The organism is Escherichia sp. MOD1-EC7011, from assembly GCF_002965005.1.
GTDB classification, from domain to species: domain Bacteria; phylum Pseudomonadota; class Gammaproteobacteria; order Enterobacterales; family Enterobacteriaceae; genus Escherichia; species Escherichia ruysiae.
This window is the reverse complement of record NZ_PTRD01000056.1, coordinates 18,397-43,872: the sequence shown is the minus strand read 5'-3', so window position 1 is coordinate 43,872 and position 25,476 is coordinate 18,397. Positions and strand designations below refer to the sequence as shown.

Annotated in this window: 20 protein-coding genes; all 20 read right to left on the bottom strand. The window is 51.8% G+C overall.

Translation table 11 applies throughout. The annotated features are described in order from the left end of the window. Positions 1 to 44: 44 nt before the first annotated feature. The 20 genes from A7098_RS22415 to glcF all read right to left on the bottom strand — a co-directional run bounded on the left by A7098_RS22415 (position 45) and on the right by glcF (position 25,472). Positions 45 to 713, bottom strand: a complete 669-nt coding sequence (locus A7098_RS22415) for an ABC transporter ATP-binding protein (protein WP_105281448.1) — start codon at positions 711 to 713, stop codon at positions 45 to 47. Then, the gene (locus A7098_RS22410; protein WP_000124281.1) at positions 710 to 1,486 is read right to left on the bottom strand and encodes an ABC transporter permease; all 777 of its coding nucleotides are present in this window, start codon (positions 1,484 to 1,486) and stop codon (positions 710 to 712) included. The genes A7098_RS22415 and A7098_RS22410 overlap by 4 nt, the downstream gene beginning before the upstream one ends. 1,145 nt (positions 1,487 to 2,631) lie before the next feature. Continuing rightward, positions 2,632 to 3,168 carry a GspM family type II secretion system protein YghD gene (yghD, locus tag A7098_RS22405; RefSeq protein ID WP_105281447.1) on the bottom strand — a complete coding sequence of 179 codons (537 nt, stop codon included), beginning with the start codon at positions 3,166 to 3,168 and terminating at the stop codon, positions 2,632 to 2,634. A 1-nt stretch (position 3,169) separates the two neighbouring features. Continuing rightward, positions 3,170 to 4,348: a type II secretion system protein GspL gene (gene gspL, locus A7098_RS22400; protein WP_105281446.1), complete on the bottom strand. Its 1,179-nt coding sequence runs from the start codon at positions 4,346 to 4,348 to the stop codon at positions 3,170 to 3,172. Then, positions 4,345 to 5,322: a type II secretion system minor pseudopilin GspK gene (gspK, locus tag A7098_RS22395; RefSeq protein ID WP_105281445.1), complete on the bottom strand. Its 978-nt coding sequence runs from the start codon at positions 5,320 to 5,322 to the stop codon at positions 4,345 to 4,347. The genes gspL and gspK overlap by 4 nt, the downstream gene beginning before the upstream one ends. Further along, a complete protein-coding gene (gspJ, locus tag A7098_RS22390) occupies positions 5,319 to 5,924 on the bottom strand; it encodes a type II secretion system minor pseudopilin GspJ (protein WP_024165235.1) in 606 nt (201 codons plus the stop codon). Before gspJ ends, gspK begins: the two co-directional genes overlap by 4 nt. Continuing rightward, entirely contained in the window at positions 5,921 to 6,292 is a 372-nt protein-coding gene (gene gspI, locus A7098_RS22385; protein WP_065227655.1) for a type II secretion system minor pseudopilin GspI, read from the bottom strand. The genes gspJ and gspI overlap by 4 nt, the downstream gene beginning before the upstream one ends. Beyond that, positions 6,289 to 6,852 carry a type II secretion system minor pseudopilin GspH gene (gene gspH / locus A7098_RS22380; protein ID WP_001115138.1) on the bottom strand — a complete coding sequence of 188 codons (564 nt, stop codon included), beginning with the start codon at positions 6,850 to 6,852 and terminating at the stop codon, positions 6,289 to 6,291. The genes gspI and gspH overlap by 4 nt, the downstream gene beginning before the upstream one ends. A gap of 3 nt (positions 6,853 to 6,855) precedes the next feature. Then, on the bottom strand, positions 6,856 to 7,311 hold the full coding sequence (gspG, locus tag A7098_RS22375; RefSeq protein WP_123056777.1) for a type II secretion system major pseudopilin GspG: 456 nt from the start codon (positions 7,309 to 7,311) through the stop codon (positions 6,856 to 6,858). A gap of 16 nt (positions 7,312 to 7,327) precedes the next feature. Next, positions 7,328 to 8,551, bottom strand: coding sequence for a type II secretion system inner membrane protein GspF (gspF, locus tag A7098_RS22370; protein ID WP_105281443.1), 1,224 nt, complete (start codon positions 8,549 to 8,551; stop codon positions 7,328 to 7,330). Then, complete coding sequence (gene gspE, locus A7098_RS22365) at positions 8,551 to 10,044, bottom strand: type II secretion system ATPase GspE (RefSeq protein ID WP_105281442.1); 1,494 nt, start codon at positions 10,042 to 10,044, stop codon at positions 8,551 to 8,553. Before gspE ends, gspF begins: the two co-directional genes overlap by 1 nt. Further along, positions 10,044 to 12,104 carry a type II secretion system secretin GspD gene (gene gspD / locus A7098_RS22360; protein ID WP_063100683.1) on the bottom strand — a complete coding sequence of 687 codons (2,061 nt, stop codon included), beginning with the start codon at positions 12,102 to 12,104 and terminating at the stop codon, positions 10,044 to 10,046. The genes gspE and gspD overlap by 1 nt, the downstream gene beginning before the upstream one ends. A gap of 29 nt (positions 12,105 to 12,133) precedes the next feature. Then, on the bottom strand, positions 12,134 to 13,093 hold the full coding sequence (gene gspC, locus A7098_RS22355; protein ID WP_105281441.1) for a type II secretion system protein GspC: 960 nt from the start codon (positions 13,091 to 13,093) through the stop codon (positions 12,134 to 12,136). A 15-nt stretch (positions 13,094 to 13,108) separates the two neighbouring features. Further along, entirely contained in the window at positions 13,109 to 13,519 is a 411-nt protein-coding gene (gspS2, locus tag A7098_RS22350) for a type II secretion system pilot lipoprotein GspS-beta (protein WP_024165221.1), read from the bottom strand. Positions 13,520 to 13,584: 65 nt separating this feature from the next. Further along, positions 13,585 to 14,394 (bottom strand): prepilin peptidase PppA, encoded by an 810-nt coding sequence (gene pppA / locus A7098_RS22345; RefSeq protein ID WP_032226252.1) that lies wholly within the window; start codon positions 14,392 to 14,394, stop codon positions 13,585 to 13,587. A gap of 165 nt (positions 14,395 to 14,559) precedes the next feature. Beyond that, entirely contained in the window at positions 14,560 to 19,113 is a 4,554-nt protein-coding gene (gene sslE / locus A7098_RS22340) for a lipoprotein metalloprotease SslE (protein WP_105281440.1), read from the bottom strand. A 495-nt stretch (positions 19,114 to 19,608) separates the two neighbouring features. Further along, a complete protein-coding gene (glcA, locus tag A7098_RS22330) occupies positions 19,609 to 21,291 on the bottom strand; it encodes a glycolate permease GlcA (protein ID WP_105281439.1) in 1,683 nt (560 codons plus the stop codon). A gap of 355 nt (positions 21,292 to 21,646) precedes the next feature. Beyond that, positions 21,647 to 23,818 (bottom strand): malate synthase G, encoded by a 2,172-nt coding sequence (gene glcB / locus A7098_RS22325; protein ID WP_105281438.1) that lies wholly within the window; start codon positions 23,816 to 23,818, stop codon positions 21,647 to 21,649. A gap of 21 nt (positions 23,819 to 23,839) precedes the next feature. After that, a complete protein-coding gene (locus tag A7098_RS22320; protein WP_000853256.1) occupies positions 23,840 to 24,244 on the bottom strand; it encodes a GlcG family protein in 405 nt (134 codons plus the stop codon). Between the two features lie 4 nt (positions 24,245 to 24,248). Next, positions 24,249 to 25,472, bottom strand: coding sequence for a glycolate oxidase subunit GlcF (glcF, locus tag A7098_RS22315; protein WP_001194819.1), 1,224 nt, complete (start codon positions 25,470 to 25,472; stop codon positions 24,249 to 24,251). Positions 25,473 to 25,476 lie beyond the last annotated feature (4 nt).

Sequence of the window (25,476 nt, the reverse complement as noted above, 5' to 3'; positions counted from 1 at the left end):
ATTCCCCCACCTATTATCTATTAATGTTAAAACATTTAATAATGTTATCTCAAAATACTATTATTTCTATACTCACTTATGGCGTTGCTTATATCCAATTCCATTTCAATAACATTATCGTCTTTAAACACAATCGCCACATCACAAAACTCTTTCAATGAATTCAAACTATGTGAAACCATTAAAAAGCTAGACTCTTTATGCCTTTCTTTAAATAAGTGAGCACACTTTTCTTTAAACCTGGCATCACCGACTGCGGTTACTTCATCGACGATATAATAATCAAACTTAAATGCCATGCTTAAACCAAAACCCAGGCGAGATCGCATACCTGAGGAGTAAGTTTTGATCGGCATATCAAAATACTTGCCGAGTTCGGCAAATTCTTCAACAAACTCTATTTTCTCTTTCAGTTCTTCTTGCTTCGCGTATAACCGCGCAACAAATTTTACGTTTTCGCGTCCGGTTAAACTTCCCTGAAATCCACCGGCGAGGCCGACTGGCCATGATATCGTTTTATTGGTAATGATCTTTCCGCTATCGGGGCGGTCAATGCCACCAATCATTCTCAGTAACGTTGATTTACCTGCACCATTACGACCAATAAAGGCAACGCTTTTTCCTGAAGGGATTTCGATGTTTAAATCCTTAAACACATAGTGTCGACCCGTTGGCGTGCGATATGACTTCGTCAGATTCTCAATCTTAATCATGATGTCAGCATAGCCTCCTCACGAGTTCGGTATAACGCCAGACCAATGAACAGAGTTATCAATGTAAACATTGCCAGGTAGTTCAGACTCACACCTTCGCTAATATAACCAGGCATGACGGCCTCGCGGCTTAGCTCCACCACATGTACTAATGGGTTCCAGAGAAGATAAGACCAATATTGCTTAGGAATTGAGTGCAGAGGGAACATGATGCAGGAGATGAAATAAAGAGGCTTAAGAAGTATCGGCAGAACCTTTTGCATTTCGGGGAAGGTTTTACCAACGACCATGAATATTAAGCCAATGCTGCATGAAAGTATGATCAGCAAACTCCAGGTGGCCACAAGTTGTAAAAAATTTGTTATCTCGAAATATTCGCCTGCCATCCTGACAATGAGCATAAGCAGAATATAAACAGCAACGTAAATCAGCGTCTCAAGCAGTGCGCGCGCAATGATCGTATCGATGGGTTTTACTGGACGATAATTAAACAGCCCCTGGTTCGCTTCAATAGCGCCGACAGAACGTTTGCTGATACTGCTAAAGATAAAAAAGGGAATCAGGCCATTAAGTAAAAACACCGGGAACGAGATGTCTGGCATCGTGCGGTGCATAATGTAACCAAAAATGCCCAACAGTATCAGCAAATGCGCAGAGGGTTCGAGAATCGCCCACAAATACCCCAGACGAAACTTACCAAAACGTGTTCGTATTTCTCGTAGAAATAATGCCTCTACGGTGACTTTCTGGACTTCAAATCCACTTCTTGCCATTTGATGATGTGATCCTAATCTCTTCAGGTACGCTACCGCCCTTGGCTTAACAGCTACCAATACACTGGAGGTAATACTTGTTTGTAATTGGATAAAATACGTTCAGACGGTTTGGCTTTTTTAATAGCCGCAAACAATTTCAGCAGAAATTATTTCTGCAGGGATAAATTGATCTATTTCCGTCTTATTTCTTCTAATCCATTCTTCAGGCATGAATGTATTCGGTCTTCTGGTCATTTCAGAAAACTTGCCGTTTTAGAATGTAGAGTTAATTTCTCAGGAAATTATGCGTAACTCTTTTTGCTTAGCCTCTATGGGTAAAAAAGACGTAAAGCACCATGCGTTCTGGATTACTCCGGAACACACTTATTCAAAAATGAGCCTTTAATTTCGCAAGAAATTATTTTTGCTTTTACTGTTAACTACTGGATTATAACACCACCTATAAATTTTATGCGTAGCAACACCTGCAATCTGTTTCACACCAGAACGCACGAATTTATTACCAATCAATTGTTTACCGAGAAACTATTTCCCTATTTAAAATTCACTCATGTACTTCTTATTTATATCTTCAGTCCCCTCTTTGCGGTCATATTTGTGATATTCATCACATTTAAACAATGTTATTTAAGTCGCAGGAATAATTCCGGCAGCAATTATTATTGTCGATTAAAATATATGTCTTGATTATTTAGAGCGTTTATTTTAACCAGTATTACAGCCAGCACTATTCCTCAGTAGATATACCTGAGCAGACATTGTTTCAAATCGACGGATAGTTTCTGTGGAAATTATTTTACTTACTTAAAATTTCCTTTCTGATTGTCTCCAGGAATTTTAGTAATTTCCAGGCTACACAAAATACAGATCACACAAGAATTATCCTATATGTTTTGACCTATCAATTGCCACCCAATGATTCATTACATCTATTAATGGTCATGATGTATTGCCACACTTAAGCATATTTATAGGACGCTGGGCTGTTTCAGGAGAGAACTCGTATCTGTTGTTTTGCAGAACATTCAGTGATGAGAGGAATGGGATATTTCTTATTGCAAAAATATTCAATTCGGTGAGTGGATAAGAAGATTATACACTCACCTTTCGGGCTGAATTTCACAGGGAATTTACTGGAACACTTATCCTCTTATCAACTCCAGTCGCTGCACATTCACCATCCCTGGCTTCTCACCTGCGCTGACATCAATTTGTGTCACCCGCAGCGCATACTTTTCATCCAGCGCGTTTAACCAGTTCAGCAGGTCATTAAACACCACAGGATCTATCCAGACCTGAATATTCTCCCCGCGCTCAGCTATCCGCTTAATGACCACTGAATGCGCCGAAGCACTGTCACTAATGACCCGCGATACCTGCGCAGGCGTTGTTGTGGCGGATTTTCGCGCTGCGATAATATCCGGCGCGGCGCTCTTCAGTCGGGTGTTCATCGCCACCAGCTGCTGCAACATCGTCTCCTGTTGCTCAATCCGTTCGCTCAAAGGTTGCCAGATGAGGACGTAATATCCGGCGCTAAACAGAAACACCGCCGCAGCCAGTAACATGCCCTTTTCGCGTGGCGAACGCCCCGCGAGATGTTGAGCCAGCCAGTGTTCACCACGGCTTAACTGACGCTCACGCCATTGCTGAAAATAGTGAATAAATTTATCGCGTAACATGTTATTTCCTCCGCAACGTTACGCCGCCGGAAACCGCATCACCCTCTTTCTGTAACGCGTCCTGTTGCACAACATAATCAGTTGCCAGTGCGCTACGCAGTTTGTCGAAACTGGCAAAGTTTGCTGCCCGCAACTGAAGGTGGAACGTCTGGCGTTTTTGATCAAAGGTGAAGCCACGCATCTCGATGTCGGAAAGTGACGCCGTTTTCAGGGTACTGGCTATCGCTGATAACTCGGCAAGCAGCCCGGTATCGTTGGCCTGTGGGCGATATTTTTTCAGCGCCATCGTCACCTGAGAGCGCAAATTCACAATCCGCTTCTGCTCCGGGAACAACGTTAAGAACTGTTTCTCAGCCTGGGCGCGACTTTGCGCCACCTGTTCGCTGAGGCTCCATAATGTCACGCCACGTTCCACTGCCAGCGCAACCAGAATCAGCAATATCGGCATAACCATCACCCGCCAGCGCGCCCACTGTTTTCGGTAGCTGACGCGAGGTTGCCACTGACCGCTTAGCAAGTTCCCTTCTGGTTCTCCGAATGTGGTAATGGCTGGCAGTACCGTGATTGTCAGGCGTTCTGCGTCCGCATCAGCCCATGTAAATAGCTCTTCCGGCGCAATACCGACCACGGTCAGCGAAAGCGGCATCTCTTGCTCATTGAGCTGGGCGCGGAACATGACCGGAGCCAGCGCCCGCCCGGCGCTCCATCCCCGACATTCATCGATACGGCAGATAACCCGTTGCGCATCGCCAGCCATAAATCCACAAGGAATGGACATCCAGTCCGGCGCGACGGTAGCGCGGGTGATGCCGTTTTCCTGCAACCATTGCGCAATGTTGCGCATATGCTGCTGGTGAATCACTGCCACGGTTGCCAGTTGCTGGTCGATTTTCAACGGGGCGAAATGCAGTTCATCGATATCCTGGTTCAGCTCTTCTTCCAGTAAGGCGGGCAGAATAGTCGGTATCTGCTTACGGGCGACATCAGGCAGTTCAACCTGCCAGACGCTGATCCATTCGCCGGGAATGTAGAGTCGAATCGCATCGGTTTGCAGCCATTGCTGAAGCTGTTCGTTGTCGACGTCAGGCCAGATACCGCACTCCACGTCGGCGGTACGGCGCTGCCAGCGGATGGGGTCGGTGGCGCAAAGCGGGAAAAAAATCTCAAGCATGGAACTCACTCACTTTCTCCTGTCTGATGCCAGAGAACCGAAAAGTGTTGTGGCCCCATGCGGACAATTAACGAGTTCATCGTCAGTTCAATCTCATTCACGGTGATATCCGAACGCAGCCAGAAGTAATTGCTGTCCACGCTCAGGACGGTTTTTAGCTGTTTTTTAGTACGCTCATCGACGTCAGCAAGTAGCGGCTGCGCAAGAAACTGATCGACATCTTCCCAACCCTTTGCCGGACGTTGTTGTAATAACGCCCGCGCCTGAACAGGGCTTAACCACGGGTCAAACAGCGCCTCAAGAATCACGCTTTGCGTGACGTCTAATGTGTTGATGTTGATTTGCTGGCGGGTCATCGGCAGCGCACAAACCAGCGGTTTCAGTTTTTGATAAAGTCCGGCGTCCATTCCCTGCACCACGCGCATCTCGCTGATATCGGCCAGCGGTTGATTCGCGGCATAGAACGGCACCGAGCGGGCGAGATACTCGCTGTCTTCACGGCCCAGCCGCGTCTGCACGCTGCGATCCTCGTCAATAAACTCCCACAGGCTTTCGGCTATCAGTTCAGCTCGATAAGCTGGCACATCCAGGCGCGAGATCAGGGCAATCAACTGTTGTACCGCGAGCGGACGCGATGCCGTCGTCGGCTGAGCGAGGGCATTCAGGTTAAAGCAGGCCTGTGCGTCACGCAGGGTGACGGCAATTTGCCCCTGCGGCAGAGGAAAAAAACGAGGGCCGGATGCCCACGGCTGTGCCAGATACACGCGTTGTTCATTTTTCAGGCTCAGACTGAGCGCGCTCAGCGCAAGGCTTTCAGCACTGGCGCTGTACCACAGCGCCTGCTGGTACTCCTGCTGGCTGCGCGTTCGCCCAAGTTGTTGTTGCATCCGCCCGGAAAGCGTGATGGTTACCAGCATTATGATCGCCAGCAATATCAGCACCACGACCAGTGCCATTCCGCGTTTTGGTGGTGAGGTGATCATGATAATTGCGGCCCGCGTAACAACCAGATGCGTTCAATCTCGCCCCATTGTGGCGAATGCAGGGTCATGCGCACTGCCACAGGGATCGCCTGCCCTGACGACCAGCTCTCCTGCCAGCGCGTGCCGTCGTAGAACTGCAAACGGAGCGAATCCGCCGGGATTAATTTTTGCGTTGTTGGCTTCACACTGCCTGCTGCATCGGTCAGCGGCCAGGCTAACCGTTCGAGATAACCGTCATGAATGCGGTAACCGACGGTGAGCAGATTACTGCGCGGCAGGCGCATCAACGGATTAACCACACCGCCACGCACAAAGCGTATCCCTTCACTCTCGGACGCCAGCACGCCTGCACCCGCCAGTAACGCCGGTTCCCGCTGCCCCTGCTCGCCTCTTACCGGACGCGGCATCATTTGTGTCAGATCGTGGGTCAGAAAACTCATCGTTTGCTGCATGAGGTTTAGTTTTTGATCGTGTCCGGCGACGGCGCTATTCACGCGCGTAACGCCGTTTGTCACCTGCTGCGCCATCAGTGCCAGCGAGGCAAAAATGGCGATTGCCACCAGCATTTCCAGTAATGTGAAACCAGCGCGAGTCCTTCTCACTGTTGGCCTCCCACGGCGCTAAACCAGGCGCGCCGTGACTGAATCACCGGCGAAAAATCTTCGTGACGGCTGACTTCAATATCCACCGCCTGGAGCAGCGCGTTACCGGTATTCAGCGGTGTGGTTCGCCAGTACCAGCGGCTTCCTGCCATATCGCTCTCGCCCTGGTGCCTGACCGCCCGTTGTTCGCGGGTCATCAGGTAGAGTAGAGCGGTCTGGTTTTCAGCTACCCAGCCCGCTACTGTTTTCTCCTCAAGAACTTGCTGATTACTCAGCGCACCGCTGGCAATCTGTAACACTGCCGTGGCAGCCAGCGCAAAAATCGCCAGCGCGAGCATCACTTCCAGCAACGTAAATCCGCGCTTCATGGCATCCTCTCATCACATTGATTGAGGGATAACGCGCCATCGTGCGCCAGCTTTACCGCCCAACATGCGTTTTGCGCCGCCGAGTAGAAGCGCAGCGTAAACGGCGTGGCGGGTTCAAAAGGCGAAAAACGGATCTGCGGCGTCTTCTTTTTCGCCTCTTTTTGCAGCTCCAGTTCAATATCGTGCAGCGTCAGGCGACGACGTTGCAGCTCCAGCGCATATTCCTTCTGCCAGATATCACTTCCGGGTTGTAACAGCATCTGCACCTGTTTCGGCACCGTAACCTGTGCCGATAACCGGGTCGCAGAAACGGGCAACCACTGCCCCTGACGACGCTGCATAAACTGATAGCCAGGCGGGTCGATTAGCACACCGAGTGTTTTTCCTTCGATCACTGCCCTGTCCTTAAACTGCGCAAAGCGAGTCAGAAAATCCTGCGCCGCTTTTTTCGCAGGCGATTCAGAATCGGTCGCAAACGTCTGTACCACGCCCGCACTGGCAAGGCCGATAAGGAAAATCACCAGCATGATTTCCAGAAGAGTGAATCCGCGTTCAGGCACTGATTACTGAAACTCCTGCAAATTCCAGTTACCGATATCTGCGCCAGCGCCTTCCCCGTTTTCCTGACCATCCGCCCCTAAGGTGTAAACATCAAACATCCCTTTTTCACCCGGGCTGAGATACTGATAATCATTGCCCCACGGATCCTTTGGCAGTCGTTTAATGTATCCACCGGTACGGTAGTTGCGGGCGTCCGCCATATTGGCTGGTTGCTGGATCAACGCCTCCAGTCCCTGTTCGGTGGTCGGATAACGCCCGTTATCCAGTCGGTACATATCCAGCGCATTTTCCAGCGCCACGATATCGCTGATGGCTTTTTGCCTGTCTGCTTTTTCTTTGTTGCCCAGCAGGTTAGGCACCACCAGGCTTGCCAGAACGCCAAGAATAACAATCACCACCATCACTTCCAGCAGGGTAAAACCTGCCCGTGGTTTTTGTGTGCGGGATAACGAATTCATGTGATAACTCCGTAAATTACATTCCAACCATATTGTTCAGTTGCAGCATCGGCTCGAGGATGGCGATGACGATAAACAGCACCACGCCCGCCATCATCACCACCAGTGCCGGTTCAAACAGCCCTAACGCCAGCCCCACCTGGGTATCAAACTCCCGCTCCTGGTTGACTGCGGCCTGTTCAAGCATGGTTTCCAGCTCGCCGCTCTGTTCACCGGAGGCGATCATGTACAACATCATCGGCGGGAACAGGCGAAGCTCCGCCAGCGCGGCGCGCAGACTGCTTCCTTCGCGAACGCGATCTGCCGCCAGCAGCAGTTGTTGCTCGACATAACGATTTGCCGACACGGCGGCAGCGGTCTGAATGCCTTCCAGCAGCGGAACACTGCTGGCGGTGAGGATGCTTAACGTGCGGGAAAAACGCGCCGTATTCAGCCCGCGCGCAACACGCCCCGTCACGGGCAAACGCAGCAAGGTTTTATCCCAGCGCAGGCGCATGGCAGGATTTTTGAGTAACCGTTGCCCCAGCACCAGAAGCCCCAGCAAACCTACCAGCCAGTAAACGCCGCTGGTCTGTAACGCGTCGCTCATGGCGATGAGCATTCGGGTGGAAGCGGGCAGCGCGTGTCCGAGATGATCAAACTGTTCGATGATTTTCGGCACTACCGCCGTCAACAAAATAGTGACCACGCCCGTTGCCACCACCAGCAATACCAGCGGGTAGAGCATGGCCTGCAACAGACGTGATTTCAGGCGCTGGCGCTGTTCGGTGTAATCCGCCAGGCGATTGAGCACCACGTCGAGATGCCCGGATTTTTCTCCGGCAGCCGCCATCGAACAAAACAGAGAATCAAAGACACGGGGATGTTCGCGCAGGCTGTCCGACAGGGTATAACCTTCCTGAATCCGGCTGCGCAGCGCCATACCGAGGCTTTTTACATGCAGTTTTTCACTTTGCTCACTGACCGCCTGTAAGCAGGTTTCCAGCGGCATTGCTGCCTGCACCAGCGTTGCCAGTTGACGAGTGAACAGCGCCAGATCTGCCGCCGCCACGCGACGATGTGCGTGTCGCCGACGCTGCAACATTCCCCCTGACGAAGCATTCAGCCGGGCTTCAATGTGCACGGGAATGAGGTCTTTACCGCGTAACAATTGACGGGCATGACGCGCGGAATCCGCCTCAATCATGCCTTTGGTTTTGCGACCATTACGCTCCAGCGCCTGATAGTAAAACAGTGCCATTACGCCTCCATGGTTACCCGCAGCACTTCATCGAGAGAGGTTTCTCCGGCGAGCACTTTCTCAATGCCATTGCTGCGGATGCCCGCAGAGTGTTGCCGGACATAACGTTCCAGCTCCAGTTCCCCGGCCTGACGGTGGATCAAATCACGCAATGTGGCGTCCACCACGATCAGCTCATGGATGGCAGTACGCCCGCGAAAACCTTTGTGATTACAGGCGGAGCAGCCCTGCGGATGGTACAGCGTGACAGTACGCGCGTCGGTAATCCCCAGCAGGCGTTTTTCTTCGTCAGTGGCAGGCGCGGGCTGGCGGCAGTCGGGGCACAGCGTGCGAATCAGTCGCTGCGCCATCACGCCCGTCAGACTGGAAGAGAGCAGGAAAGGCTCCACGCCCATATCCTGCAAACGCGTAATCGCCCCCACCGCCGTGTTGGTATGCAGCGTGGAAAGTACCAGGTGCCCAGTGAGCGACGCCTGAACAGCGATTTCTGCGGTTTCGGTATCGCGGATTTCACCGACCATCACCACATCCGGGTCCTGACGCAAAATCGCGCGCAGGCCACGGGCGAAGGTCATGCCGACGCGGGTGTTGACCTGCGTCTGACCGATCCCTTCAATCATGTATTCGATGGGGTCTTCAACCGTGAGAATGTTGCGCGAATGGTTGTTCAGCTCCTGCAATCCGGCGTACAGCGTGGTGCTTTTGCCGGAACCCGTCGGCCCCGTCACCAGAAAGATACCGTGTGGTTTGTGCAGTAGCTGGCGCAATTGCGCGGTCAGTTCATGACTTAAACCCAGACGTTCCAGCGTCAGGCGAGCCTGGTTTTTGTCCAGCAGTCGCAGTACCACGCGCTCGCCCCAGGCGGAAGGCATGGTGGAGACACGCACGTCAATCGCCCGACCGCCCAGCAGCAGCGCAATACGTCCATCCTGCGGTACGCGTTTTTCGGCAATGTCCAGCCGTGCCATCACCTTAATACGCGATACCAGCAACGAGGCCAGTTTGCGCCCCGGTCGCAGCATTTCATGCAATGTGCCGTCAACGCGAAAACGGATCACCAGACTCTTTTCAAACGTCTCGATATGGATATCCGAAGCGCCTTCTTTAATCGCCTCTGCCAGCATGGCGTTGATCAGTTTGATGATCGGCGCATCGTCGTCACTTTCCAGCAGATCTTCCGTTTCCGGCAGCTCTTCTGCGAGGGTAAAAAAGTCCTCAGCAGAACCGAGATCTTCCATCAGCTGGCGAGCCTCGGAAGAGTCCCGCTGCCAGACCGCATTCAGTCGCTGTTCAAATTCGGCTTCGTCGATTTGCCGCAGCGTAAAGGGTGTGTTCAGCCCCCGTTGCAGCTCCTGCAAAACAGAGAGCGACAACGGGTGGACATGGAGGATCTCCAGCGACGCTTCGCACCATGCCACCAGGCTAAACCGACGGCTGAAGCTGTAGGGCAGACGCACGGTGTTAGCGGTGGTTTCCTGTGCTACAGGCACCATTAACGTGTTCTCCCGGCATTGAGGAATGCGCGAACTTCCGGCGGTAAGGCCTGGTTTTGCGCTGGTAGTACCGGCTGCGCAGTGTTCGGCATCAGGCTTAAGCCTTGCTCATCGCGATAGATCTGCTCGGCGCGCATATAGTTATATTTGCGCTGCGAAACGCCGTCTGCCGCCATACCGTCACGCAGAATCGTCGGGCGGATAAACACCATCAGATTACGTTTTTCTTTTTTATCTGCCGTGGACTTAAACAGGTTGCCAATCAACGGGATATCGCCCAACAACGGCACTTTCGCCACGCTTTCTCCCGCCTGGTCGTCCATCAGACCGCCAAGCACAATCAGCTCACCATCGTTAGCCAGCACGGTAGTCTTCAGTTTGCGCTCACCAAACACCACATCAAGGCTGGTCTGCCCTTCCACTTTCGAGACTTCCTGCTCAATCACCATCTGTACCGCGTTACCTTCGTTAATCTGCGGTGTGACTTTCAGCATGATGCCGACTTTTTTCCTCTCTACGGTGTTGAAAGGATTACTGTTATTGGAACCAACGGTAGATCCAGTTAATACCGGAACATCCTGCCCCACCATGAAGAAGGCTTCCTGGTTGTCCAGCGTGGTGATGCTCGGCGTGGAGAGGACGTTCGAGCTGGAATCATTTTTAACCGCCTGTACCAGCGCCATCCAGTCGCCTTTCACCACGCCAACCGCCGTACCGCTAAAGCCGGAAAGTAGCTGGGCGAGCGTGGAGAGATCGCCGTTGGTGTCCGGGTTAATGGTGGTGGCGCCGTTTTCGCTGATCACCGTGGAGCCTTTCTGCGGTTTTGCCTGAGAAATCGCCGCCCCCAGCGTGCCAATAGGGATCTGCGTACCGTTAGCAAACTGCATTAATCCGGCATCTTTCGACGCCCACTGCACGCCGAAGTTGATATTGCTGCCTTCGGCAACTTCCACGATCAACGCCTCGACATGCACCTGAGCACGACGGATATCCAGTTGTTCAATCACGCTTTGCAGCGACTGCATGATGTCCTGCGGCGCGGTAACAATCAGGGCATTACTGTGTTTGCTGGCGGCGATGGAGACAACCTCACGCCCGCTACCAACCGTGCCTTCCGCCTCTTCTTTGGCGGCGGTGAGTGTGCCGCTGACCTGTTTCAGAACATCGACCAGATCTTCGGCTTTGCTGTATTTGAGATAGAACACCTGGCTGTTGCCGCTGCGCTCCATTTCTGAGTCCAGACGACGGATCAGGCGGCGCATTTTGTCTCGCGTGGCGGGATCGCCGCTGATAATCACGCTATTAGTGCGTTCATCGGCGACAATCTGTGATTTCAGCGTCGCGGGCTGGTTCTCGCCGCTGTTTTTAGTCAGGCTTTCCAGCACGCGAGCAATTTCCGAAGCCGAGGCGTTATCCAGCGGGATCACCTCTTCGGTGCGATTTCCCGCGTGATCCACACGCTGGATCACTTCCGTCAGCCGTTCCACAACTGAGGCGCGTCCGGTGAGCATAATCACGTTGGAGGGATCGTAATTAACAACATTGCCAGAACCTGCGCTATCGATCATCTGGCGCAAAATCGGTGCCAGCTCGCGTACCGACACATTGCGTACCGGCACCACTTTAGTGACCATTTCATCACCCGCGTAGTTGTCGCTACCTTCACCGACCAGCGGCAGCGGCTCGACTTTCGCGGCGCTGGATTTCACCACCTTCAGCACGTCGTTTTCCATCGGTACGACGGCATACCCCTGTGCTTCCAGCAGGTTAAGGAATAGCTGGTAATACTGGCGTTCATTGAGCGGGGTCATGGTACGAATACTCACTTTCCCCTGCACGCCCGGCCCCATAATGATGGTTTTATTAAGGTTAGCGCCGACGGTTTCGATGAACGATTTCAGGTCGGTATCTTTAAAATTGGCGGTGAAGGTGGCTTCTTCCGCCCAGACCGGTGAACTACATAATGCCGCTGCCAGCACCAGCGGCAGTAAACGCTTTTTTGTTTTGAGGCCAGTTGTCTTCTTACGCCAGACCGACAACGTAATATCACGCCAAAACACGATGAATGATTCTCCTGGATTAAATGCGGTTAGCGCAGCGCGATGGAAATGTCGTAGCGCGCACCCTTGCGTAAAACCGTAAGTTGAATGGAATCCATTGAAGGTAACTGCCGCATCAGAGCAATCATTGCTCGCGGATCAGTAAAATCCTGCTGATTTAGCGCAATGGCGATATCGCCGTCCTTGAAACCGCTGGCATCGAACAGAGAACGATCTGCCCCCGGTTTCACTGCATAACCGACAATCCCCTCCTTACGCACGGGCGTAAGCTGGATATAGTTAAAAATTTTCTGCGGATCTTTCGCCAGCGCCTGACGCACGGCAACCGGGATCTCAACTGGCGCACTGGCAGCAGGCTCAGCAACAGCTTGCTTTACTTCGTCACTGACGGCTTTTTTGTTGGTCACGGCTACGGTGGAACGCTCCTCTTCTGCCAGACTCAGGCGCTCCATTTTTCCCTGATAGCGCAGCATCACATGGTCGCGATTGATTTCCTCAATCACCGCGTTGTGAGAGCCAAGCCGTTCACCCTGTAAATAGACCTGCTGTTTGCCGCCTTCTTCAATAACCGCGCCGGGTCTGGCACCAAAGGCGATCCCGCGCAGCACCACGTTAAGACGCGTTTCTGCCACAGGCGCAGGTTCGGGTTGTTTTACCGGCGCGGCGACGGGCTGATATTTGCCAAACCAGTTTTGCTGGCTGATTAATTGCACGTCTTTTTGCTCAAACGTTTTTGCATCCGCACGTGCCGGTTTATTCGCCGATGGAGAAGGCGATGTATATTCCGCAGAAAAGGAGATATAGCGCCAGAGTGAATACGCCATTTTTGCAGAAATAATAAGCAGCATCAGCCAGAACATCGCCCGTACAATTTTTCGCAGATGCTCTTTGTCTGTATTAAGAGATTGTCTCTGGCTAAGAGTGTGACGAATTTTAGTCAGCCACTGAATGAGGTAAATTCGTGCGTCACGAAAAACAACCCGCGCCAATTTATATACCCGACGTTATGCTTTGACTATTCCACAGGTGGTACGATCCAGTTTCCGCTGATACTGGTTACCTGTACGTGTATCATTAATCGTTATGCTGTAATTAATTCCCTCAGTGATCATTAATTTCACCGTCGGGTCAGCGCACATTTGTCGTTGATAGCTGGTTAAAAAGGCGTCAGGCGTCTGCGTGGTTTGTGTACCCGCTTCGCTGATAATGGTCATTTTTACCGTCGCACCGCTACTTTGCGCCAGCACTAAGGTATATCCCGCAGATTTAATTGGCAGGTTTTGACTGATATTTTGCGCCTGTTTTTTCGCCAGTAAACTGGCGTTTTCATTATGGCTGGCGCAGCCACTTAATAATCCTGTAACGCTCAACAATAGCGATATTAATACCCTCCCTGGCATCTTTTTTATCGACATGGTTAATAATCTCTAAGGTTATTAATAAGAGTAAAAATGTCACTTCGATAATGACGCGGTTATCATTAAAGCAATGCCTGTAGATAAAGTGTTGCTATACCGCCCAGACTTAAACATGGTCCAAAAGGCAGCGTCGTTGATCCTTTTTTTGTAATAACGGCATATATCAGGCCGCAGCATGAGGCGATTAAAGCAACATTGGGCAGCGACAACGCCCCCACCCAGCCACCTAAAGCGGCGAAGAGTAATACATCGCCCATGCCTAATGCTTCTTTACGCAGAACTATTCCGGCTATCCAGCGCAGCGAGTAAAAAGTGATAAACCCCACCAGGACGCCGGTGACTGCGTCTTGTAGCGTTAACGGACTCTGCTGCGCCCATGCCGCAATAAGTCCTGTCCACAATACGCCCTGAGTAAAAACATCGGGCAGCCATTGGTGATCGAGGTCGATGACACTCGCGGCAATCAGCCAGGCGGATAATATCATCACCGCCAGCCCCCATCCACTTTCCGGCCAGACCAGACTCGCCAGCAAAAAAGCGAGTGCCGTCAATAACTCCACCAGCGGATAACGCTTGCTGATTTTCGTCTGACAGTCGCGGCAGCGCCCTTTGAGCATCAGCCAGGAGAATAGCGGAATATTGTCACGAACGCGGATGGTCTGCTGGCAATGCGGACAGTGCGAACGTGGCAGCGCCAGGCTTATTTTTGACTGCGCACTCGGCGTTTCACCGTGAAACTCCGCCATTTGTTGGCGAAGCATGATGGGGTAACGCCAAATCACCACATTCAAAAAACTGCCGATGATTAATCCTCCAACGGTCGCCAGGATGGGCATCACCGCTGGATATTGCTGAAAAACATCAAAATGCATGGTTAAAGGTTGTTTGTTGTAATTTGCCGGATGCGGCGTAAAACGCCTTATCCGGCATACAGGAGTCTGCCAACGCAAGTAATCGCGACTTTCCCTGTAGCTCCGATAAGTTGGCGCATCGGGCACATGTGTTAACCCGATGCGCCTTATTTCATGCCTACAGGCTTACTCGGCTGACATCTTATGCTCGGTAACCTTGTTAATGGTTTCCGGCCCTTGCTGCGGTTTCGGCAGACCAAGCGCCGCGAGCGTGTTGTAAGCCGACTGGCTCACGCCGCCCTCGAAGCTCATCTCGCTCGCTCCCGGAAGCTGGTAAGCATTCGCGCCCGGATTCCATTTCTTAAAGAACTCCGAAAGATCCGCCTGTGCGACCCAGGAGGCACACAGCATCAGCGTGTCCGCAGCGTTACCGTTGGATTCGGCACAGTAATTTTTTTCGCCAAACTTAGTTTTACCAACCTCATCGCCGCGCGCTTTACGATGCATCAACTGGAACAGGTTCCAGCCTTTCATCCCTTCACGATCGCTGTAGAACGCTGGCAGTTGCCCCTCTGGATACCACTTCGTGATATCAAAGTTTTTCTCTGCCCACTCTTTCAGCTGTGCGTACATCAGCAGACGGTCACCCGCACCGCCGCGTGCCCATGCCTGACCGTTGCTCTCGTTCAGATATTCCGGCGCAACGGTAATATCGTCAGCGACACGGTTCATCTTGCCGAGATAGCGATCCTGCATATACAGCGCCAGCACGTTGTTCGCTACTTCAGTTGCGCCCGGTACAGTCAGCGGCGTTTCTGCAGCGTTGTGCCCCACTTCATGCCAGATCAGCCAGTCGTTCAGCGGCGTCGTCGGCAGCGTGGTGCTGTTCGTCGAGAAGCTGCTGTTCATTACCGGATAACCAGAGTGCGCATCACCGATGGAGATCTGCACATCGTTGGCGAAACGATGTTTATGCCCCGTCAATGCTTTATAGGTAAACATCCGGTGCTTACCGCTCGTTTCATCACGACCGTAGAAGTCATTCATCGAGCTGGCAAAGGTATCCAGATCTTTAGCGAATTCTGCTACACCACCAGTGAAATTGCTGGCCTCAAGGTTCTTCTTCGGCGTGGTATAAACGAAAGCGTCTGACTCCAGCTCGCCCAACGGCGCAGGGGATTTCAGATCGTTTTTCCATTTACCGTCTTTATAGAACGGCGCTTTTACCACACCGGTAAAGGTGAAGCTGGCAGATTTATTATTCTCCTTGCTGTCGCCCTTGATATAAATCAGACCACCGTAAGGAACCGTAAACTTCACCGTGCCATTAGCCTCCAGTGTATACGCTTTAGTCACTCTCGGCGGACGGTTCAGCGCGACCTCATGCTTCTCACGCCCGGTCAGGTCGTCGGCCAGCGCCACGGTGACAGTCACAGGAACGTTCGCATTGGACTTAATGGTGACCTCTTTCTGAGCCGGAGCCCACAGACCAGTAGACTGCATGTTACCCGCAAACCATTTGGTCGGATTCGAGTACAGGCTGATGGTTTCAGTAACATTCTCACCTTCAGCCGATACTGCTCCCGGATACTTCTCGACATCAACTTTGATGTTCAGATCCCACCAGGAACGCCCCAGCATCAGGCGAGTCAGCGGTTTTTCCATATAGTTGAGCGGATAGCTCGGGTTCATCATGCCCGCTTTGCCACTATTTTCACCGTAGATCATCTTGTTATCGACAAGCGATTGTTTCAGCTCTGCGGAGCACTGCGTGCCTTTGGTGTAAGCATTGTTGGCGTAGCAGTTCAGGAACTCGGTGAACGTTTTAAAGCCCAGCTCGTCATCCTTGCTGCTGTCATAGCTGTATTCAATTTCATTCCACAGCCAGACCGACATGTTCTGGTACAGACGTTCCAGATCGACGCTGCTCAGACGCTCACCTTTGCGACCATTGGTACGGAAATAAAGCTCGTGCTGATACAGGCGCTGAATGTTGGTGCCTAAATCCGCCGCCTGCACCATCGCTTTCGCGGTGTCGGCGCTAAGATTCAGTTGCGTATAGCGCGGAACATACATGCCCCCGGTTACCGGAACGTTCGTGCCAGGACGATGTTCCAGGCAGTTGACCTCGTAGTGGTAGTCAGGATCCTTACACACCTCTAATCCAGGAAATGCCTTAAGGATTTTTGCCTTTGCCGCCTCCAGGGACTCGTTTGTTTCATGCTCCGCCTCATCGATAAAGGCATAACGCTTGACCTGTTTGCCATCGACATCTTCCAGCCAGCTGGCCACTTCCAGTTTCGGCTTGTCATCAGGCTTGTTTTCTTGCTGGTATTTCCAGATAACTTCTTTCGTTGTTTCATCAATGGTATACGGCGGTTTACCGTCGACAAACGGATAACGTTCATATACCCAGATGCCTTTTTCACGCTGCTGACGAACGCGATCCGGATACCCTTGAGGATCGTTATTCACCACCGATTTGTTGAGTGCCATTGACAGGCCTGCGGCATCAAGCAGACGCACAAAGCCGGACGCACTCTCTTCCTTAAGATTGCTCATCACGTTTTCCATGATCAGCACCGATCCGCCTTTGTTCAGATAGGCGATCAGATCCGTCACATCCTGCTGAGTCAGCTTCGGTTTGCTGGTATCTGCACGCAGTGGGATTGCATAGGGATCGTTACCCACCTGAGTCACATACTCAAAGCCGTTGAGGATCAGCAGCGGCATTTTCTGCGGATCGAGATCGCCATAGCTACTTAAATGTTCAACGGAGATACCCGCAAAATCCGGATGGAAGCCGAACTCAGCACTGTTTCCTGTAACCTGACCATGACGTTTGAAATAGACGGTATCCAGGTTGGTGCCCACGGTCATGCTGGTTTTCGCATCTGGAGTCCAGCTATTGTTAGACAGATAGCGCAACACGTTCTGCATAAAGTGCTTCATGTCATTTGAATCACCGTTACGCATACACTGACCGTTTTTATCAACACCACCTTCCCAGCTGTAACCGTTCGGGCAACGCAGGATGCTGTTGTAGTGCGGGTTACCGATAACCATCAGTTTGCCCTCACCAACTTGCCCCAGCGAAATAAATGGCAGATTGAAGGTGGCGGTATCGCGCGTGACGTTTTCTGGCACCACAAGAGAAGGTGCTTCCGTAATGTACGCCAGCTCGTTTTTATCCCAGGCGCGTTTTTCGCCAAACGCCAGCCAGTAGTTTTTATCATTACGCGCCATCAGAATCGGGAATGCCGCGTTGGAGATATTCACCACAGCCTGACCGCGTGCATTACCGGTGCTGCCATAGAAGTTGGTGGAGTCATGGAAAACATGGAACTTGCTGACAGATTTGTAGCTCTGATCCACGCCCCACAGCTTGTTGATAACGCCCTGAACCTGACCTTCGTTAACATTGCGTGCAGTCAACGAGAACCAACGTTGAGAGTTGCAGCTCCCAAGGGAGTCACAAATCGCCGTATCAATCTCTTTAGCCTGCCCGGATTTAAGTTGCTCAAGAAATTCGTTCTTCCGCTCAAAGGTTTGATCGCCTTCGCTCAACGTCTCGCCATTGGATAACGAGAGATTGATAATCTCGTTGATCACATTGGGATACTCGGCAAAGACCTGGCGCACTACATCCGGCACTTCACGCTCATCATTTTTTCCGCCCTGGGAGTAACGATGAATAAGTTGATCGATATTTGCCCCGCGAACTTCATCGCCCAGTTCCGTCAGTGCAATAGTCGACTTATTGCCGCGTACTGAGCCCAGTTCAAAGGTGTCGATGCCAAAGGAGATGGTTTCACCCCAGCTGAAGTTGAATTTGCCGTTTTCGCCAGTTACGCCACGGCCTGAGCTGGTGTAGTAATTTACGCCAACCACACCATTGCCCATGCTGTCGACCAGTCGACCTTCAGAAAGAATGATTTCCGTAGGTTGATACTGATAAAACTGTTCCGCGTTAGCCGACACGAAGGAAGCGTTCAGATCCGGTTTTGTTCCCGGCGTCGTGACGGGCACTACCGGTGAAGTATGAGTGGATGGCGCCTTATCGGTCGCGGCATTGTTTTCCACCTCTTCATTGACCAGCTTTTTGAACGCCTCCGGTGCCAGATCGATTTGCTTATACAGCGAATCGAAGCGTTTACTCTCCATCACCGAGGAGAAGGTCAGGCAAACCTGTTCTGTATCCGCCGGACAACTGTTCATGGAGGTTACCAGCGAGAGCGCATTGCTTTTCTTATCGTCGGACTCCGCCAGTTCTTGCGCGTCCTCAAGGCTAAACGACACTTTTTCAACCGCACGCAGGCTACGCGCAGCTTCTGACTGAGTGTCGAAGGTAGCAATTGTCGTGTTGTTCCCTGCCACACAGGTGACTTTGTCGCCTGGCGTAAAGGTAAAGCCGTCGCTGGATTCACCATTACATTTAGCACCGATTACCCGCTGGCTTCCGCCCAGGGTCAGATAACCCGTTTTCGTCGGAACAGGTTCTGGCTCCGGTTCTGGCGTTGGCTCTGGATCAGGTGTCGGCTCCGGAGTAGGTTCAGGCTCCGGCGTCGGCTCCGGGTTTGGTGTTGGATCAGGTTTCACTTCCGGCAAAGACCCTGTTCCAGAATCTACAGGCGGAGTATCGGAGGACGATCCTGAACCACCGCCATCACAACCGGCTAACAGGGTTGCGCTCAAAATAGCCGCTAAAAGCGATTTCTTATATTTAAATTTCTTATTCATTAATAACGCAAGTGACAAAATAAAGTTAAAAGATTCGTAACTGGGGAAATAGTTTTATGCTTTATCTTCTCTAATAATTTCCTCCATTCTTAAGAAAACTGCATTATTGATAACAAAACAGGTGAAATTTATAAGAATATCCCCTATACGATGCCAGTCGGGGTATTTATCAAAAGATTTAACAAACAAAAAAGTAACAATTATTCACAATGTGACTATCTCAAGCTGTTGATAGTTTTAACGATTGCGATTGCAAAAGCAACAGATAGCACGGTGTTTACTCATCAAGCGAACATAATTAATACAGACTTGTTTTGCGGGACAAAAAAATAGATATTCTCACGCACTTAATTATTTAGCGGGTTATCTGAATACAAAACATTATTGCTGCATAGATAATAAATCGGGAAATGATTTTTTAATTAATAAGACAGAATAATGTAACCAGCAAAGAATGAAGCCGGATGATATTGACGATCATCCGGCTTTGTTGACTTACGAGACTAACATTCCGGTAAACACATACGCCTGCAACAGCGTGATAATGCCAATAACGCTGGCAAAGATCAGACTGTGTTTCACAGTGTAGCGGAACAGTTCAGATTCTCTGCCCACCATACCTGTCGCGGCGCAGGCCACGGCGATAGATTGCGGGGAGATCATCTTGCCGGTCACGCCGCCGCTGGTGTTTGCTGCCACCAGCAGGGTGTCAGAGACGTTGATTTGCTGCGCGGTGGTTGATTGCAGTGAACCAAACAGGGCGTTAGAGGAAGTGTCCGAGCCGGTAAGGAATACCCCCAGCCAGCCGAGGAATGGCGAAAAGAACGGGAACATCACGCCAGTGCCCGCCAGTACCAGTGCCAGCGTGGTGGACATGCCGGAATAGTTGGTCACGAAGGCAAATGCCAGCACCATGCCAATCGACAATATCGGCCACTTCAGGCTAATTAGCGTTTCAGCAAAGACGCCAATACCTTTCTTGATCCCCACGCCGAGGATGAAGATAGAGATAATCGCCGCAATAAAAATAGCGGTGCCGCCAGCAGAAAGCGGGTCGAATTTAAAAACCGCATCCATCGGTGTCGGCTGGGCGACAATGGGCGCCGCTTTCAGTACCTGCTGATGCAAATGAGGGATCTGGAAATTAATCACCAGCGAATAAAACGCACCGCCCGGAGCAAATAACGCTTTAAATGGCTTCATCGTCCAGATGGTGACCAGCACCGTTAAGATTAAAAACGGTGACCACGCACGAATGATTTGCCCCAGACTATATTCTGAAGGCACGGAACCGCCAGAAGACGGTTTATTCACCACCATCGCACCTGCGGATTGCCCCATGCTGATTGCCGTTTCGGTATTTTTCGGCCGCCATACTTTAAGGAATAAAGAGAGTGAGACGATACTCACCAGCGCCGAAGTAATATCCGGCAGTTCCGGGCCAATATAGTTAGAAGTAAAGAACTGAGTAACCGCAAAGCTACCACCCGCAACCAGCGCCGCTGGCCACGTCTCTTTCACCCCTTTCCAGCCGTCCATCATCGCCACCAGCCAGAACGGCACAAGAACTGACAGGAACGGCAACTGACGTCCCGCCATTGCACCAATATCAAACGGATCGATTCCCGTTACCTGACCGGCGACCAGAATTGGCACACCCAACGCACCAAACGCCACCGGCGCAGTGTTGGCAATCAGGCACAGCCCCGCCGCGTATAACGGTTTGAAACCCAGCCCCACCAGCAACGCACCGGTAATCGCCACCGGTGCGCCAAAGCCAGCCGCCCCTTCCAGCAGTGCGCCAAAGGAGAAACCAATCAGTAACACCTGCAAACGCTGATCGTCGGTGATAGAGATAACCGAACTGCGGATAATATCAAACTGCCCGCTGGCAACGGTTAATTTATAGAGGAATACCGCTGCGACAATAATCCACGCAATCGGCCATAAGCCATAAATAAAGCCATATCCCGCAGCAGCAAATGCCATATCGATCGGCATTTTAAAGGCGAATATCGCAATCAATATCGATAATATAAGGGTTATTGCTCCGGCGACATGTCCTTTCAGACGTAATACCGCGAGTGCAACGAAGAAGAATATTATCGGGATCAAGGCGACCAGAGCGGATAGCCCCAGTCCTCCCATCGGCATATACATTTGGGTCCAGGTAACCATATTGTTCAGTCTCTTATTATCTTTATATGCTTGATATACTTAAGGTTGTAATAAGCAAAAGAGGACCGAACTGTAAAATATAGGGGTTATACTTTACAGCAACAGCACGCTGCTAACGCAATTGCTACCTCTGGCATAACAAGTATATCGGGTAAGGGTTTCTGTTCCGCACACGCAGGCGCAGAGTATCGTTAAGATGTCCATATTGTTGTTTTAATCCCGCTAGTGATGCGCTACGGGTATTTAATATTGTTAAACCCTGATAATCGCTCCGGTTATTTCCGGGGTAAATGTACTACCGCAGTAACTATAATAGCCCCGACAATAAAACTTGCCGGGGCTTTTGCTATTGCTATTAATGACTTTCTTTTTCGCGTAAACGCCAGGCATGTAATAACGGTTCGGTATAACCGTTTGGCTGTTTCACACCGAGGAAGATTAAATCGCTGGCGGCTTTAAAGGCACACGAGTTAGCGAAATTCCCCACCATCGGACGATACGCCGGATCGCCAGCGTTTTGCTGATCCACCACTTTCGCCATGTTCTCCAGCGACACCTGCACCTGTTCTTTGGTCAGAATACCGTGACGTAACCAGTTGGCAATATGCTGGCTGGAGATGCGCAGCGTTGCGCGGTCTTCCATCAGCGCCACGTTGTGAATATCCGGCACTTTTGAACAACCAATCCCCTGCTCCACCCAACGCACCACGTACCCCAGAATCCCCTGCACGTTGTTATCCAGCTCTTGTTGGATTTCTTGCGCCGACCAGTTAGCGTTTTCAGCGACCGGAATAGTCAGCAGATCGTCCAGCAGCGGTTCAAATTCAGCATTGAACTCGGTCTGAGCAATGTTGGCTTGCACGCTCTGTACGTTGGTTTGGTGGTAGTGCAGCGCATGGAGCGTAGCGGCAGTTGGCGACGGAACCCAGGCCGTGTTTGCCCCGGCACGTAACTGATCGCCCTTTTGGCTGTACATGTCCGCCATCAGATCCGGCATTGCCCACATGCCCTTACCGATTTGCGCTTTACCGCGCAGCCCACAGAACAGACCGGAAAGCACGTTATTACGTTCGTAGGCTTTGATCCACGGCGTCGATTTCATCTGGTTTTTACGCAACATCGGGCCAGCTTCCATCACCGAATGCATCTCATCACCGGTACGGTCGAGGAAGCCGGTGTTGATGAACGCCACGCGGTTGCGTGCCTGAGCGATACAGCTACGCAAGTTCAGCGAGGTTCGGCGTTCTTCATCCATAATGCCCATTTTCAGGGTATTCGGTGCCATACCGAGCATTGTCTCAACGCGGGTAAACAGTTTGTTGGCGAACGCCACTTCCTGCGGACCGTGCATTTTCGGTTTCACAATATAGACACTGCCAGTGCGCGAGTTTTTCTGCACTTTTAAATCATAGAGGGCAATCGCGCCAGTCATGACGCCATCAAGAATGCCTTCCGGGATTTCATTGCCTTCACTGTCCCAAATCACAGGAATGGTCATCAAATGACCCACGTTGCGGATAAACAGCAACGAGCGTCCGTGCAGAGAAATTTCAGAGCCATCGGCGGCGGTGTACTGACGATCGTCATTCAGTTTACGCACGATTTGCCGACCGTTTTTTTCCATTTTCTCTTGCAGAGTCCCCTGCATCAGGCCCAGCAGATTGCGGTACAGCAGGATTTTATCTTCCGCATCAACCGCCGCGACCGAATCTTCGCAGTCGAGAATGGTACTGATGGCAGCTTCGACGATTACGTCGTTGATGTGCGCCGGATCGTCTTTGCCAATCCGCCCGTTGGCATCGATTTGCAGCTCAATATGCAGGCCGTTATTTTTCAGCAAAATGCAGGTCGGCGCAGCGGCATCGCCACGGTAACCGACAAACTGTGCTGGAGTACGTAACGTGGTTTCTTTACCATTTTTCAACTGGATGCGTAATTGTTTATCGACCACCTTAAACGCCACCACATCCTGATAGCTGCCGTTTTCCAGCGGCAGTGATTCGTCAAGAAAATGACGAACCCAGGCAATAACCTGCTCGCCGCGCTGCGGATCGTAGCCGCTGACCATCGCCCCTTCCTGCGGGATGATGTCGCTGCCGTATAACGCGTCGTACAGTGAGCCCCAGCGAGCGTTCGCCGCGTTCAGCGCGTAGCGGGCATTCATTGCCGGAACCACCAGTTGCGGCCCCGCCTGGCTGGTGATTTCGCTGTCGATGCCCGTGGTTTCCACCGTCACGTGCTCCGGTTGCGGCACCAGGTAGCCCAGTTCACGCAGGAAAGATTTATAGGCCGCTTTATCTTTTACCGGCCCCGGATTGCTGCGATGCCACTCATCAAGCGCCGCCTGAATGCGATCGCGCTCTGCCAGCAACTGACGATTTTCTGGTGCCAGATCGTGAACAATCTCATCAACATTGCGCCAGAACGCGGCAGCATCCAGTTCCACGCCCGGCAAAACTTCTTCATCCACAAAACGTTTAAAATTGGCGTCAATGCGTAAACGGCCCTGGGTTATGGTTTCACTCATTATTTATCTCCTCGTTTTCGCTTATTTCGCCAACACCGCTGCTGCCGCTTTCGCGACCTGCGCATCCTGTGCTCCGGTTAAACCAGAAACGCCCACGGCACCAATAATTTGCCCATCCACAACAACCGGTACGCCGCCTTCCAGCGACGTCAGTAACGGCGCAGTCACGAACGCGGTACGTCCGTTGTTCACCATCTCTTCATAGCCCTTAGTTTCACGACGCCCCAGCGCGGCGGTACGCGCTTTCTCCTGGGAGATGTAAGCCGCAATCGGCGCGCAATCATCCATGCGACTTAACGCCAGCAGATGACCGCCGTCATCGGCAACAGCAATGGAAACAGACCAGTTATTTTTCTGCGCCTCTTCCTGACCTGCGGCAATAATTGCACTCGCCATTTGCTGGCTAAGAATGACTTTAGTTTTCATTTTGTTATTCCTTTTCAAGGGCTTGTTCTACAATTTCAATCCAGTGGCGCACAGAGGTACGACCGGCGCTCGCCAGATGCGTCTGGCAACCAATGTTGGCGGTGACGATCATTTCCGGTTTGCCGCTTTCCAGCGCATTCATTTTGTTATCCCGTAGCTGGCGCGCCAGATCGGGATGCGTTAACGCATATGTTCCCGCCGACCCGCAGCACAGATGGCTATCGGGAACGTCGGTTAAGGTAAATCCAAGACGAAGTAACACTTTTTCCACTTCGCCGTTCAGCTTTTGCGCATGTTGCAGAGTACACGGGCAGTGGAAGGCCAGTTTTTTATCGCCGCGAATCGCCAGTTTTTCCAGCGGTTCCTCGCGCAACAGTTCGACTAAATCGACCGCCAGTTCACTGACCTGACGTGCTTTATCGGCATACAGCGCATCGTTTTTCAGCATCTGCCCATACTCTTTGACGAACGCACCGCAGCCGCTGGCAGTTTGCAAAATTGCCTCGGCACCTGCTTCAATTGCGGGCCACCAGGCATCAATATTATTGCGCGCACGCGCTAAGCCCTTTTCTTGCGCATTAAGATGATAGTCCACCGCGCCACAACAGCCTGCTTCGTTAGCAGGCATGACGCTGATCCCCAGACGATCCAGCACCCGCGCGGTTGCCGCGTTGGTGTTGGGCGAAAGCGTAGGCTGGGCGCAGCCTTCCAGCATTAAAACCCGACGCTTATGGCGCAGCGGCGGACGCGGTTTAGCTTTCACCGTTTCGGCAGGCAGTTTTGCTCTGACCTGTTCCGGCAAAAACGGTCGCAGCACCAGCCCTACCTGCGTCAATGCGCGAAAGACCGCCGGACGCGGCACTACCTGGCGCAATCCTTCGCGCAGCATTCGCTCCGGCAGTGGGCGTTTCACTTTCTGCTCGACAATATCACGCCCGATATCCAGTAAATTGTGATAGCGCACACCAGAAGGACAGGTGGTTTCACAGTTGCGGCAAGTGAGACAGCGATCGAGATGCTCCTGCGTTTTAAGCGTAACTTCGTTGCCTTCCAGCACCTGTTTAATCAGATAGATGCGCCCGCGCGGCCCGTCCAGTTCATCCCCCAGAAGCTGATAGGTTGGGCAGGTTGCAGTACAAAATCCGCAGTGAACACAGGCGCGCAGGATGCTGTCGGCTTCCAGCGCGCGCGCGTTCTGACGCATCTCTTCGGTTAATCGGGTTTGCATAGCC